Origin of the sequence: Streptomyces sp. 8L (assembly GCF_020176795.1) — a bacterium.
Lineage (GTDB): Bacteria > Actinomycetota > Actinomycetes > Streptomycetales > Streptomycetaceae > Streptomyces.
Genome location: NZ_JAIUKE010000030.1, coordinates 35,141 through 48,817, shown reverse-complemented (window position 1 = coordinate 48,817; position 13,677 = coordinate 35,141). Strand labels below are relative to the sequence as shown.

Below are 13,677 nucleotides of genomic sequence, written 5' to 3'. Positions count from 1 at the left end.
GGTGCCGGGGTGCGCGGGGCGGGACAGGAGAACTGGTCGACTGGTCCTTGTCAGTGCCTACCGATAGAACCGAGCAACCGGCAATCCACGGCGAGACCCGAGAGGTACCCAGATGCGCCCTGCCCTGCCCCTGCCCCCGGCCGACGACGGTCCGCGGGTGTCCGGCATGCTGCTGATCCGCACCGACCACGGCGACGACGACGCCTGGCGTGACGTGCTCTCCCGCATGGGCGAACTGCCTGGTCTGGTCGCACCGCGCCCGGGACACGAGGCCGGCGCGATACCGCGGGAGCCCGTCCCCCGGCGCCTGATCGTCGTGGACGACCGCGCCTGGCAGGACGCCGGGCCCGAGGAGGTGCGCGAGGCGCTGGACGCGGCCGGGGCATGGACTCCCGACCTCGTCCTGCTCGCGAACGACAGGACCGCGGCCAACCCCCGCCTGCGCCCGCTGCTGGCGTTCCGCGGCACCGGCGGGGACATGTTCCGCGTCACGCCCCGCCAGGCGGCCCTGACCTACCTGGTTCTGCACCGCCCGTACCAGGACATGACCCTGGAGCGCTTCGAGGAGGAGGCCCCCGCGGAACCCGACTGGGAGCCCGAGGAGGGCGAGACCGCGCAGGACTGGGAGGACGACCTCCCCGACCCCGTGGGCACCCGCCTCGAATCGCTGAACCCGCCACCGCGCTACGAGCCTCCGGCCCGGGCTCTGCCCCTGCTGACCCAGGACAACTTCGGTCTGCTCGTGCGCACCGACTTCTCCGACGACGCCGCCTGGTCGTCGGTCCTCGGCGCCGTGCGCCGCCCCGGACCGGGCTACGACGACCCCGTCGACGACTTCACCGACGACATCGACACCGTGGACGACCCGGCGTTCGAGGGCTCAAGCCCGGAGCAGCTCATGGCGCTGGTCCGCGACAGCGAGGACCCCGAGCAGCTGACCGCGGACCTGGTGGTGATCGCGGACGGGACCACCATGCGCGACCCCGACCGCCACGTCCTGGCCGTCCCCCTGGAGGGCCCCGTCGGGCACGCCTTCCGGATACTCCCTCAGCAGGTCGGGAGCATGGTGGGCAACCTGGCGATCGGCAACATGGACATCGAGGACTTCATGGACGACTAGAGCAAGGGACGACCGGACCAGGGCCGCTGATCTTTCGCGGTACGCGGACGCGGACGCGTATGCGGATGCGGTGGCTTCGGTCCGGCCGTCCATGAACCGGAGGGGGCCGGACGCGACGATCCGCCCGGCCCCGGCGGCTGGCGCACCGCCAGCGCCCGGCGCACCGCCAGGAACGAGCGCCCGGCGCCCGCCGCCGACCGGACCGTCGAACGACCCGAGACCGCGAGGCCATCGGCACTCCCGAAAGATCATGCCGAACCCGTGACAGGTTAAGGTCGTCGTTCAACGACTCTGCTGGGCAGGGCAAGAGCGCTGGGACAGCGATCGACGGAGGCCTACCCCCAACAGCGCCTTGCCCACCATCCGTCGTCGGGTGAGGCGAAAGGGTCGGGCCAGGTTCTGGCGACGTAGAGATCGTCAAGCGGTTTCACCAGACACCGCAGCTCACGCGCCGCCTGTGGTGGAAGAGCGTGCATTGCCGCTTCCAGAACTCCCCGCTCGGCGGTTGAATAGAAAGGGTTGCACAAAGGGCAACCGCAACCGCCAGAGAGAGCACGACCGGGGGAGTGGGCTGTTCGCGACCACTGCCGCAGGGCTTGGGCTATCGCCCCAGGCCAGAGCCGATCGTGTTCGAGGCGGGAAACCGCTCCGGCAAGCCTGCCGGAGCCACGTGGCAAGCCGGACGTGGGCGTCCCGTGCGGCTGCCGCTTCGGGTGACGTCCGGAGGCGCGGACTTGAGACGGCCGATTACGCGGCATCGCCCTTTCTGAGCTTGTTGTTCACGGGGTCAGGATGCCAGACCCGTGGACAGCTTCGCGCCCCGGATTGGGATCGGACGGGTCGTCTCGCCAGTGCGTCGGGGCTTGGTTCCTTGCTAGTGGGCGGATCGGGTGTAGGACTCGCCAGCGGCGAGTACCCGTCCGACGTCGTAGTGCGTGGCGGGTTGTCGGTTCTTCGAGCCGGGCGACGTGGATCCGACCGTGGTTGTTCCCGGAGTACAACGTCCCGTGCCCGCGACGATGCTCGAGAGTGAGCGCCAGGTCCACGAGGATGCGGACCGGACCGTCGGTGCACAGCAATGTGTCAGACGGCTCGAGCAAAGCGTCACTCCGCGCCGTCAGGCACGCGTACAACTCCGACCGGAAGTCCGCCACCACCGTCAATGCGTCCGGTTGAACCTCGTGCTCGACCAGTCCCACGAGCGCGACCTCCGCGCTGCGTTGCCGATCAGTACAGCGTCGGCCTGCGGCTCCTCGCACATCCGGTGAACTGGGAAAACGCCGAAGAAGTTCGAGCCCTGTTCGACGCCGGACCATGAACGACAGGTTAAGGTCTTGTTCTAAAACCTTTTTTTCGTCACGATGGCCGCTGTCACACCCACCGAGGAGGAGGCCGTTCCATGGCCGGTTGGACATCCGCAGCCACGGCCGGTGCGCGGCCGTCGTCGGGGGAGCCGAGGGCCCATGGCCACCGATGAGAGCACGGGCGGCGGCGGCCCGCAGCCGAAGCCGCCGCCGTCGCGGCAGCCGTCCCGGCCCCCGTCGTCATCGCCGTCGCAGTCGTCGTCGTCCGAGCGGGAGCTGAGCCGCCTCGGCTACCAGCAGGAGCTCAAACGTTCTCTCGGGCTGAAGGACCTGCTCGTCTACGGGCTGGTCTTCATGGTCCCCACCGCGCCGTTCGCGATCTACGGTTCGGTGTTCAACTTCTCCAAGGGCATGGTCGCGCTGACCTATGCCATCGGCTGCGTCGCGATGATCTTCACCGCGATCAGCTACCGCGAGATGTCCCGGGCGTTCCCCCTGGCCGGATCGGTCTACTCGTACGCCGGACGCGGGGTCGGCGCCCCGGTCGGGTTCCTCGCGGGCTGGGGCATCCTGCTGGACTACCTGCTCATTCCCACCCTGCTGTACGTCACAGGCGCCGCCGCGCTGCACTCCATCGCGCCCGCCGTGCCGCAGTGGGCGTGGGTGGTTCTCTTCGTGGTCGTCAACACCGTCGTGAACCTGGCCGGGGTGGAGCTGTTCGCTTGGGCGACCCGGGTGTTCCTCATCGGCGAGTCCCTGGTGCTGCTGCTGTTCCTGGTGCTGGGCACCATCGCGGTGGCCCGCGGGGTCAACGGCGCCCATTTCAGCTGGGACCCGCTGTTCAACCCGCAGTTCTTCCATGTCGGCATGGTCTTCGGCGCGTTGTCGGTGGCGGCGCTGTCCTTCCTCGGCTTCGACGCCATCTCGACGCTGTCCGAGGAGGTCAAGGGTGGCCCGAAGCTGGTCGGCCGGGCCACCGTGCTCAGCCTGGTGATGGTCGGTGTGCTGTTCGTCGTGCAGACCTTCCTGGCCGGGCTGCTGCTCCCGGGCAGGACGCACTTCGCCGGGAACACCGCCACCAACGACGCCTTCTACACGGTGGCCGAACTGGTCGGCGGCGGCTGGTTCAAGGTGGTCGCTGCGCTGACCGTCGCCCTGTCCGCGGCCCTGGCCAACTCCCTGGCCGCGCAGGGCGCCACCTCGCGCCTGCTGTACTCCATGGCCCGCGACGGGCAGTTGCCCAGGTTCCTCGCCCATGTGCACCCCGTACGCAAGGTGCCGCAGCGCGCCGTGACCCTGGTGGGTGCGCTGAGCCTGGTTCTGGGCGTGTTCTTCGTCGGGCAGATCAGCCTGCTGTCCAGCATGGTCAACTTCGGGGCGCTGTTCTCCTTCCTGCTGCTGAACGTCTCGGTGGTCTCGTACTACCTGATCAAGAAGCGGCAGCGTACGTATGGTCTGCATCTCGTGGTGCCGCTGATCGGCTTCGCCGTCATCGCGTACGTGCTCTACAACGCGGACATCAAGGCGCAGATCGCGGGCGGCAGTTGGATCGTCATAGGGTTGGTGGTGATCGCGGTCCGCAAACTGACCGGGCGGGCGATCACGCTGACCCAGCCGGAGTGAGCGCCTGGGCCGGTCGGCGCGCCGAACTGGCCTCTCTCGACCTGGAGTTCGGCGCACCGGCCGTCGTGTCCGTGTGGTGCGGGCGGCCCGGGCGGCCCGCCGCCTTCCGCTTCCGCGCGGACGTGCCGCACTACGCGGCCAGCCTGATCAAGCTGCCCGCCCTGGTGGCCGCCCACCGGGGCCTCGACCTGGACGCGGAGGTCGCGGTGCACGACGAGTTCCGCTCGGCGGTCTCGGGCACGTACCGCACCGAGCGGGCCTACGACAACGACGACGAGCCCTGGCTGCGGCTCGGCTCCACCGCGCCACTGGGCTGGCTGTGCGAGCGGATGGTGTGCGCCAGCAGCAACCTGGCCACCGACCTGGTGCTGGAGCAGGTCGGCGTCTCGGGCGCCGCGGCCGAGGCGCCCCCGGGCATGACCCTCACCCGGCCGATCGGCGACCAGCGCGCGCGCCGTGCCGGACTGACCAACACGGTCACCGCCGCCGCGGCGGCCCATCTGCTCCGCGTCATCGCGGCGGAACCGAGCGGCCGGCTGCTCGATCCGCTGCGCCGCCAGCTCTACCGCGACGACATCCCGGCGGCGCTGCCGCCCGGCACCCGCGTCGCCAACAAGAACGGCTGGGTGGACGGCGTCCTGCACGACGCCGCCCTCATCGAGCCCGCGGACGCCCCCGCGTACGTCCTGGCGGTGTGCACCAGCGGCCTGGACGAACCGGACGCACGCGAGGTGATCCACGCGGTCACCCGGGCGAGTTGGGCCGACCGCCACGACCTGACCGCGCGGGAGGCCCCCCGCTGCCGCTGAGACGGGGGATACGGCGACGCCGCCGCGCACCCGCCGAGGCGGGCCGTACGGCGACACCGCCATGCCCCCGCCGGGGCAGCACGGTGCTCGACGGACTGTCCAGGGGTTCGGCCGTCGGGCCGCGACCGGCCGCGTGCGTCGGTGTGGTCCTGGGCCGCCCCCAGGTCGTTCCTGGCCGCCGCGATGACGTTTTTGAGCGACGCCTTCGGCTTGGCCGGGACGGCCGGGTCCTTCTAGGTCCGGGCGCCGGCCCACGAGGCGAGCGCCGCCTTGTCGGCGAAGTTGCCCACCGAGGTGTCGATGGGCGACGACGTGTACTGGTGGAACTTCCACGCGGCCTTGATGTTCGGCTTGCCCGCGGGCACGCCGTACTCGGCGATCCACAGGAAGTCGCCGCAGTACCCGGTCCTGTCGATGTGGAGCCACGAGCTGGTGTTCGTGTACAGGCCGACCTTGTGGCCGGGGCGCAGTGCCTTGATGGCCTTGATCAGGGCGTCCTTGTCGGCGTTGCTCGCCATCGTGCCGCTGCCCGTCTTCTCCCAGTCGACGGCCATGAGGTCGCCCTCGACGGTCACGGACTTCTCGGCGAACCACTCGGCCTGGGCCTTGACGTCACCGGGCCACATGAAGTGGTACTGGCCGAAGACGAGACCCGCGTTTCTGGCCCGCGCGGCGTGTGCGGACTGGGCCGAGTCGATGACGGTGTGACCCTCGGTGGCCTTGGCGAACGCGAAGGACAGACCCGAGGTCGACCACGTGGCCGCCTGGTAGTTGCTGACGTCGATGCCCTTGATGGTCATGAGTGCTCCTTGCGGGCGGGTGAGAGCCTTTCGGCAGGTCGCCGGAGGATCTGCGAAAACGGCTCTACGAAAACGGCTCTACGAGGCTCTGCGGAAACGGCTCTGCGGAAACGGCTCTCCGGGGGCGTTGTGGGATCAGGAGGCGACAGGGGACCGATTACCCGGATCAGTGTCCTCCGAGACGTGTACGGGCGGGTGCGCTCTCGCAAAAATCGGTGAGCGGAACCGACTTGGCGCCCACGAGCGCGCCGGATCACCGGTGGAGACCTGCGACGGCGGTGCCGTTCGAAGAGGCCGGTCACCGCGCCGGCCCCGGCCGGCCCGGATCGGGTACGGGACGTCCGGCGACCGGTGCGCCGGGAGCTGCGCCGCGCCCTCGGACACGGACGACGGACACTGCGAACGCGCGTGCGCGGCGGCGGAGATGAGGGTGCGGGCCGGGACCGGCGCCCGGGTCCCGGGCCTCCCGAGGGGGCCGTCGTGTCGACGAGGCGTCTCCTCCCAGGGGTCGCGACCGGGCCGCACCGGGGCCGTAACCGTTCCGACGCACACGGCCTCGTGCGCCCCGGCGCACACGGCTCCCGCGCCCCGGCGCGCGCGACCGGATCGGTCCGGCGACGTACTACTCGTCCTCCACGAGCGACAGGGCCCGCGACGGGCACAGGCTGACCGCCTCTCGTGCCCGGGCGGCGGCCCGGCCTTCGGGCCGGTCGGTCAGCAGGTCCACGATGCCGTCGTCGTCCTGGTCGAACACGGCCGGCTCGGCCAGTACACACTGCCCGGACCCGACACAGACCCCGGTGTCGGCGTTGATCCGCATCACGTTCTCCTTCACCAGGTGACCGGCAACTCGTAGGCGCCGTAGACGGAGGCGTTGGTCTTGAAGGGGATCTCGTCGGCCGGCACGGCGAGCCGCAGGCCGGGGACGCGCCGGAAGAGCGTGTCGAACACGATCTGCAGCTCGACGCGGGCCAGGTTCTGGCCGAGGCATTGGTGCGGGCCGTAGCCGAAGGCGATGTGGTGGCGGGTTCCCCGCTCAAGCCGCAGTTCGCCGGGGTTCTCGAACACCGCCGGGTCCCGGTTGGCGGACAGCCCGGAGATGATGACCCCCTCGTCCGCCCTGATGGTGACCCCGCCTATCTCCACATCCTCGGTCGCGACCCGTGAGATGGCCGTCTCCACGATGGTGAAGTACCGCAGCAGTTCCTCGACGGCCGGGGGCGTCCTGTCGGGGTCGGCCTTGATCAGGGCCAGTTGCTCAGGGTGCTCCAGCAGCGCGAGCACACCGAGGGAGATCATGTTCGCCGTGGTCTCGTGGCCGGCGATCAGCAGTCCGGTGGCCGTGCTCACGAGCCTCTCGCGGTCGACCGCGCCCTCCTCGCGCTGCCGGGCGATCTGCCGGCTGTAAAGGTCGTCGCCGGGCTCGGATTCCTTCCGGACCAGCAGGTCCGCGAGGTACTCCCGCAGTTCGTCGAAGGCCCGCAGCCGCTCCTTGGCGGGTACGGTCCTGCGGACCAGCGCGGCCGTGCGGCTCTGGAAGTAGTCGTGGTCGCGGTAGGGCACGCCGAGCAGTTCGCAGATCACCAGCGACGGCACCGGCAGCGACAGCGCCTGCACCAGGTCGACGGGGCGGGAGCCGGAGGCCAGCATGTCGCCGACGAACCCGTCGACGATCTGCTGGAGCCGGGGCCGGAGGGCCGCCAGGCGCTTCGCGGTGAACTCGCCGATCACCGCCCGCCGGACCGCGGTGTGTTCCGTACCGTCCAGGCTGACCATGGGCGGCGGCTGGTCGCGGAACCGCTCCCGGAACCTCGGGTCGCCACTGGGGTTGGGGTAGTTGTCCTTCCTGCGGTCCGAGGAGAACCGGTGATCGGCGAGGACGGCACGGGCTTCGGCGTACCCGGAGACCCACCAGGCCTGTTCGCCGCCGTGCAGGCGGACCTTGCTGACCGGTTCCCGCTCGCGCAACCGCGCGTACTCCTCGGGCTCGGCGAACGGGCAGCCGCGGGCGACCGGGAATGCGCGGCCGGGGAGTTCGCTGGAAAACGTTTCCGTCATGGGATTACCTCGCAGTACGACTGGATGAATTCCGTCGGCACCTGATGGGGCGTGGCCGGCCGGACATCGAGGGACCGGACGCCGAGGGACCGGGCATCGCGGGACCGGGGATTGAGAGACCGGGCATCGAAGAGCCGGGGATTGAGAGACCGGGCATCGAAGGACTGGCCATCTGTATGGCGACTTCCTCATCCCCGCGGGCACGGGGCCGATGGCCGTGGACGGCGCCGCGTTACTCCTTCCTCGCTTCCATGGGGCCCGCGGACGGGCTGGGCGGAAGGTGGTCCTGGGATTCGGGGGCCGGCGCGATGACGAGGCGCTCGCCGTTGCGGGCGGCGGCGGCCTTGGCCCAGCCGCTGGTGGAGACGGCGCCGAGCACGAGCGCGACGAGTCCGCAGCCCGCGAGGACGGCCCAGGCGGCGTGACCCGAGTCGAGTGAGCCGGTGCCGGTGCCGGCCACGATCGAGCCGGTGACGGCGACGCCGATGGAGATGCCGAACTGGCGGGCGCTGGCGGCGAGAGCCCCGGCGACACCGACCTGGTCGGGCGGCAGTCCGGTGACTGCGGTGTGGTTGACCGGTGGGCCGGTCAGGCCCGCGCCGAGGCCGAAGACGGCGTAGGCGGCCAGCAGGTAGCCACTCCCGGTGTGCGCGGTCAGGGGGACGAGGAGCACGCCGCCGAGAGTGAGGAATGCGCCGCCCAGTACGAGGGGGAGGCGGTCGCCCCGGGACGCGAGGAGCCGTCCGGAAAGCTGGGAGGCGACGGCTTGGCCCACGGCCACCGGGATGATCATCAGTCCGGCGTGCAGGGGGCTGAAGTGGCGGACGTCCTGGAGGTAGAGGGTGCTCAGGAACAGGAACCCGCCGAGACCGGCCGACATCACGACGGAGATCGTGTTCGCGCCCGAGAACGGAGGGCTGCGGAAGAACCGCAGGTCGATCAGGGGCTCGGACCGCCGGGGCTCCACGATGAGCAGGCCGGTGAGGGCCAGGGCGGCGAGTACGAACAACCCGACGATCCAGGGGTTCGCCCATCCCTGGCGGGGGCCCTCGATCGTCGCGGCGATGACCGACGCGAACAGGACGATGATCAGCGCCTGGCCGGGCGGATCGAACGCGCGGCCCCGGGCGGCCCTGGACTCCGGGACGAACCGCCGGGTGAGCAGGATGGCGCCGATCCCGATCGGGACATTGACCCAGAACACCGATCGCCAGTCGATACCGCTGACCAGCAGGCCGCCGAGCACGGGTCCGGCCGCGACGGTGGTCCCGATCACTGATCCCCACACGCCGATCGCCCGTGCCCGCTCCCGCCGGTCGGTGAATACGCTGACGATGATCGACATCGCGACCGGGTTGAGCATCGAACCGCCCACCGCTTGCAGGCCGCGGAAGGCGATCAGCCACCCGACGCAGGGCGCCAGGCCGCAGAGGAGGGAGCCGAGGGAGAACAGCGAAAGCCCGAGCTGGAAGACCCGTTTGCGGCCGAAGCGGTCGGCCATGGAGCCGGACAGCACGAGCAGACAGGCCATGACCAGGGAGTAGGCGTCGACCGTCCACTGCAGGCCGCCGACCGAGGTGTGCAGGTCCTTGCTGATCGACGGGAGCGCCACATTGACGATGGAGAGGTCGATTCCGGTCACGCCCACGCTGAGACAGCAGATCGCCAGCACCAGCCGGCGGTGAACGGGACGTGGCGCACCGGTCGTCGCGGTGGCCCCGGGAAGGTTCGCTGTGCTCATGGCGGATCGGTCCTCGGACAGATTGGATAGAGTCTCCGGGTAGAAACGGAGAGGGTGCCCACATGACGATACGGGGACCCTGCCCACTTATGCAAGGACGCTCGAATGACTGACCAACCGCCCTCCAAAAGGGCCGACGCCGCACGCAACCGTCAGCGCATCCTCGAAGCGGCACGCACCGCCTTCGCCGCCACCGGGGCCGAGACGTCGATGGCCGAGATCGCCCGGAGATCCGGGGTCGGCTCGGCGACCCTGTACCGCAACTTCGCCACGCGCCGCGCACTCCTTGAGGCGCTGCTCGCCGACGAGGTCGACGAGGTCTGCGCCGCCGCCGCGACGGTCGAGGGCGACAGCCCGGGGGACCGGCTCACGACCTGGCTGCGCCGGTTCTTCCAGTACGTCACCACCAAACGGCCGGTCGTCCTCGGGCTGCTTGAGCACACCGACACGACCGATCCCGTCTTCGACAGCCGGGGCCGGATGCTCGCGGCCGGCCGCCCGCTGCTCTCCGCCGCCCAGGACGCGGGGCAGATCGTCGCCGACCTGGACCTCGACCAGATCCTGGATCTCGTGGTGGCCATCGCGAAGATCGCCGGTAGCCAGGAATACCGCCAGCCGATGCTCGACGCGGCACTCGCGGGACTGCGCAGGCGGGACACCTGATGTCCACGCCGGGTGCCGCCGCCCTGCGCGAGCGGGTCGCGGTGGCGGGTCGCGGTGGCGGGTCGAGGGCGCAGGGACCAGGTCGTGTCCGCAAAGTCGCGCCCGGCTCGCGAGGCCCGGCACACACTCGCCCAACCTACGGCCGGGGGCGCCCCCATGCTGCGTTGTCGGAGTCGGCCAAGTACGTCCAGTACGAGGCCGATCTCCCCCAGAAGGCGGGCAGCGGCATCTTGCGAAGGAGGGCGCCGGAGAAGCCGTTCAACACCAGGGCGGTTGGGCTTCGAGGGCGGCGGAGGGAAGCATGGAGTCGGGAATACGAGGTGGCTTCGTTCTCAGGTCGAGGGCGACTGCAGTCGTCCGCTCCGAGACGGGTCAGGGAGTACTCGTGCCGCTCGGGGCCTCCGGCTCTGCACGGCCGAAGCGGTGGTTCAGGTCCCGTTGGATCTGCTCCGGGTCGCGCTTGCGGGTCTCCGGCACGAAACGGCCGATGAAAAGGAAGGCCAGCACGCAGATCCCGGCAAAGATCCAGAACGTTTCGCCCTGCCCGATGGCGTCCGCCAGCGGTAGGAAGCCGAGGCTGACGAGGAAGTTGGCCACCCAGTTGACTCCGGTGGAGGCGCTGGAACCCTGAGCTCGCACCGCTGGTGGGAAAATCTCGCCGATCAGTGTCCAGAACACTGGTCCGAGGCCACCGGCGAACGCGGCGATGTAGACGACCATGAAGAGCAGCGTCAGACCCGAACTCAGACCGGCCACGAAGGCCAGGCCGAGGAGGAAGACAAAGGCGGCCATCACGCCCAGCGAGATGAGGGCCATCGGGCGTCGGCCGAGGCGGTCGACCAGTTTGATGGCCACTAGTGTCATGACGAGATTGATCACGCCGATGGCCACTGAGTAGACGATGGAATTGGACGCGCTGAGACCGGATTTCTCGATGATCGTCGGCGCATAGTAGATGATCGTGTTAATGCCGCCGAACTGCTGGACGACGGCCAGCGTCAGGCCCACGATCAGGGCCGGGCGTACGTCCGGGGCCCACAGCCGTCGGCCGCCGCCCTCCTCCAGGGACTGCCTCTCGTTCTTGATGCGCTGCTGGGCGCGGGCCACCAGCCGGTCCGCGGTGGCCTCGTCAGCCACGGAGGCGATCGTCCGCCTGGCCAGGTCGGCCCTGCCGTTCGCGATCTGCCATTGCGGGGACTCCGGCAGGAACCATCGGGAGGCCGCGACGAGAATCGCGGCCGGCACGGCGCCGCACGCGAACATCGAACGCCAGTGGCCCCCGCCGGTGAACGCCATGTTCACCAGGTACGCCACCAGGATGCCTACCGTGATCATCAGCTGGTTCATGGTCAGCAGGCGGCCGCGGACGGCGGTCGGCGAGATCTCCGACAAGTACACCGGTACGAGGGCGGAGACCGTGCCCACCGCCAAGCCGAGCACGATCCGCGCCGCCAGGAGCATCCCGTAGCCGTTGGCGAACACCGCGACCGCCGTGCCCGCCAGAAACACCGCTCCGGCGGCGCCGAGCAGCCGGCGTCGGCCCCAGCGGTCGGCAAGCCTCCCGGAGCCCATGGCGCCGATGACTGCGCCGATCAGCAGCACGCTGACGACGCTGCCCTGCTGGAAGGAATTGAGGTCGAAGTCCCTGCGGATGTAGAGCAGGGCGCCCGACACCACGCCGGTGTCGAAGCCGAAGAGGAACCCGCCCATGGCGATGGCCGCCGCCCACCATGTGATCTTGCGGAGCCCGGTCGGCGTGGCCGCGGTGAGCGGTCCGTGTGTGCCGGGCTCCCGCGAGAATCCCTGGACCATGTCGTGTCCTTAGCTGCGAAGATGGTCGGAACGGCCATGGAGTCCCAGGAGCCGGAGTACGCCCCGCCGGGCTTCAGGAGGATCAGGTGGATGTCGGTGGCCAGGGGATGAGTGGCCGGCCGAACGCGGCCGGAGCCACCTCGTCCGAGGCATAAGACAAAATCAGTGGCTCACCTCGGTGGGCGAGTTCGCGCAGCCCGCCGACCGTCTCCGTGACCGCGGCCCGGCAGTCGTCCGCCGTCAGGCGGTACTGCTCGCCGCTCACATTGCGCACGATGCGATCCCTAGCCTCGGCTCCGGCCGACCCCACACACACGTCGCGTATTTCCCTGGAGCGAGGGAAGGCACTGGGCTCTTCGGCCGCATTCCGGCAGGCCGGACCTGCGGGGACGCGCGCCTCTGTGATACGTGATCCGGCCAAGAGCGGCGGGGTATGGGCAGAGGCGGGCCGGAGTGGTACGCGCGGGGGCCGACGAGGCGTGGCGTCGGGTCCGCGATCGGCTCTGGCCGGTCGCGCAGCAGGCGGTGGCGGTGGTCTGTCCTGGTGGGTGGCCGGCAACCTGTTCGACCACTACGTGCCGGTGTTTGCCCCGATCGCCACAGTGGTCGCGCTGAACATCCAGCAGGACGGTCGCGGGACGAATGCCGTACGGGTCGTCTTCGGCGTCATCGCGGGGGTGTTCATCGGCCAGGGGCCTGGCCAGGGGCCTACTGGGCGCTGGGGCGGACAGCGGGTGCAGTCGCGGTGGGCTGCGCCGTGCTCGTGGCTCCCCTGGTGGCGTTGGTCCTCGAAGGCCAGCGGGTCTCCCTGGTGGCTGCCAGGCGCTCGTGGACGCTCCGGAGCCGGACCGGGGCGCGTCAGCCGCGTGGGCAGGGAGGTCGCGGGGCCCGTCCGTACGGAGGTCCCGGAGGTCGCCCCTGCCCCCCGACGCGGAAGACGCGGAGGCCGCGGACGCCGCCCGCGGACTGGCGCCCGGCCGCGCGGCCCGCTCGGCGCCCGGCCAAGCGATCCGCACGCAGCGCTCATCCGCGCGCGGTCATCGCGTAACACTCATCCATGCGCGGTCATCGCGTAGCACTCATCCGCGCACGGTCATCGCGTCACGTGCGGGGCGGCTCGGGGAAGTCCACCGTGCCAAGACCGGCGGCGAGTTCGGCGGTCGCCTCACGGATGCGGGCCGGCAGGCCGGCGTCGTCCGGCCGATCGGTCCAGCGCTGGAACGCGCTGCGGAAGATGGCGGCGCCGACCTCCGCGAGCAGCACCGCCTCCGACTCGGCGGCGCCTCTGTCGCGCAGGGCGCCCGCCACCGCGTCGGTCACGGCGGCGAACTTGGTCCGCCCTCTTTCTTGCAGCTCCGGGCTGGCTTGGACGATCGCGCGCCGCTGCGCGGCGAGCGGGGCCTGGTCGGCCAGGGCGCCCGCGGCGTCCCCGAGGGCGGTCAGGAGCGCCTCGAAGGGCGAGCAGGACTCGTCGGCGTGCCGGACGGAGTGTGCGAGGGCGAGCGGAAGCTGCTCGGATTCGGCGAACAGCACGTCCCGCTTGTCCGCGAAGTAACGGGAGAACGAGCGCCGGGTCAGCCCGGCCCGCTCGGTGATCTCCGCGACGGTGACGTTCTCGTACCCACGCTCCAGGAACAGCTCCAGCGCTGCCTCGCGGAGCCGGTCTTCGGCGCGGGGGTCCCATCGTGGCATGCCCGCCATCCTAACAGTGATGACTCAGTGAGTCGCCATCCCTGCTATGGTGATG

General features: G+C 70.4%; 11 protein-coding genes. 4 read left to right on the top strand and 7 right to left on the bottom strand.

The features are described from left to right. The first annotated feature begins 112 nt into the window (after nucleotides 1–112). The 3 genes from LCE31_RS04105 (at nucleotide 113) to LCE31_RS04095 (ending at nucleotide 4,856) form a co-directional block, all read left to right on the top strand. Entirely contained in the window at nucleotides 113–1,120 is a 1,008-nt protein-coding gene (locus LCE31_RS04105; RefSeq protein WP_225012569.1) for a DUF6924 domain-containing protein, read from the top strand. A gap of 1,463 nt (nucleotides 1,121–2,583) precedes the next feature. Further along, nucleotides 2,584–4,047: an APC family permease gene (locus LCE31_RS04100; RefSeq protein WP_225012568.1), complete on the top strand. Its 1,464-nt coding sequence runs from the start codon at nucleotides 2,584–2,586 to the stop codon at nucleotides 4,045–4,047. Continuing rightward, nucleotides 4,044–4,856: a serine hydrolase gene (locus tag LCE31_RS04095; protein ID WP_225012567.1), complete on the top strand. Its 813-nt coding sequence runs from the start codon at nucleotides 4,044–4,046 to the stop codon at nucleotides 4,854–4,856. Before LCE31_RS04100 ends, LCE31_RS04095 begins: the two co-directional genes overlap by 4 nt. A 233-nt stretch (nucleotides 4,857–5,089) precedes the next feature. On the opposite strand, the gene LCE31_RS04090 is transcribed toward LCE31_RS04095, so the two are convergent. The 4 genes from LCE31_RS04090 to LCE31_RS04075 all read right to left on the bottom strand — a co-directional run bounded on the left by LCE31_RS04090 (nucleotide 5,090) and on the right by LCE31_RS04075 (nucleotide 9,455). Beyond that, a complete protein-coding gene (locus LCE31_RS04090) occupies nucleotides 5,090–5,656 on the bottom strand; it encodes a glycoside hydrolase family 25 protein (RefSeq protein WP_225012566.1) in 567 nt (188 codons plus the stop codon). Nucleotides 5,657–6,278: 622 nt separating this feature from the next. After that, entirely contained in the window at nucleotides 6,279–6,476 is a 198-nt protein-coding gene (locus LCE31_RS04085) for a ferredoxin (protein ID WP_225012565.1), read from the bottom strand. An 11-nt stretch (nucleotides 6,477–6,487) separates the two neighbouring features. Next, complete coding sequence (locus tag LCE31_RS04080; protein WP_225012564.1) at nucleotides 6,488–7,714, bottom strand: cytochrome P450; 1,227 nt, start codon at nucleotides 7,712–7,714, stop codon at nucleotides 6,488–6,490. Nucleotides 7,715–7,946: 232 nt separating this feature from the next. Then, nucleotides 7,947–9,455: an MFS transporter gene (locus LCE31_RS04075; protein ID WP_225012563.1), complete on the bottom strand. Its 1,509-nt coding sequence runs from the start codon at nucleotides 9,453–9,455 to the stop codon at nucleotides 7,947–7,949. 105 nt (nucleotides 9,456–9,560) lie between these two features. Between LCE31_RS04075 and LCE31_RS04070 the strand changes: the two genes are divergently transcribed. After that, nucleotides 9,561–10,118: a TetR/AcrR family transcriptional regulator gene (locus LCE31_RS04070; protein ID WP_225012562.1), complete on the top strand. Its 558-nt coding sequence runs from the start codon at nucleotides 9,561–9,563 to the stop codon at nucleotides 10,116–10,118. 372 nt (nucleotides 10,119–10,490) lie between these two features. On the opposite strand, the gene LCE31_RS04065 is transcribed toward LCE31_RS04070, so the two are convergent. The 3 genes from LCE31_RS04065 to LCE31_RS04055 form a co-directional block, all read right to left on the bottom strand. Continuing rightward, nucleotides 10,491–11,930: a sugar porter family MFS transporter gene (locus LCE31_RS04065; protein WP_225012561.1), complete on the bottom strand. Its 1,440-nt coding sequence runs from the start codon at nucleotides 11,928–11,930 to the stop codon at nucleotides 10,491–10,493. An 82-nt stretch (nucleotides 11,931–12,012) separates the two neighbouring features. Then, nucleotides 12,013–12,204, bottom strand: a complete 192-nt coding sequence (locus LCE31_RS04060) for a hypothetical protein (RefSeq protein ID WP_225012560.1) — start codon at nucleotides 12,202–12,204, stop codon at nucleotides 12,013–12,015. Between the two features lie 827 nt (nucleotides 12,205–13,031). Further along, nucleotides 13,032–13,622, bottom strand: a complete 591-nt coding sequence (locus LCE31_RS04055) for a TetR/AcrR family transcriptional regulator (RefSeq protein WP_225012559.1) — start codon at nucleotides 13,620–13,622, stop codon at nucleotides 13,032–13,034. Between the last annotated feature and the right edge of the window lie 55 nt (nucleotides 13,623–13,677).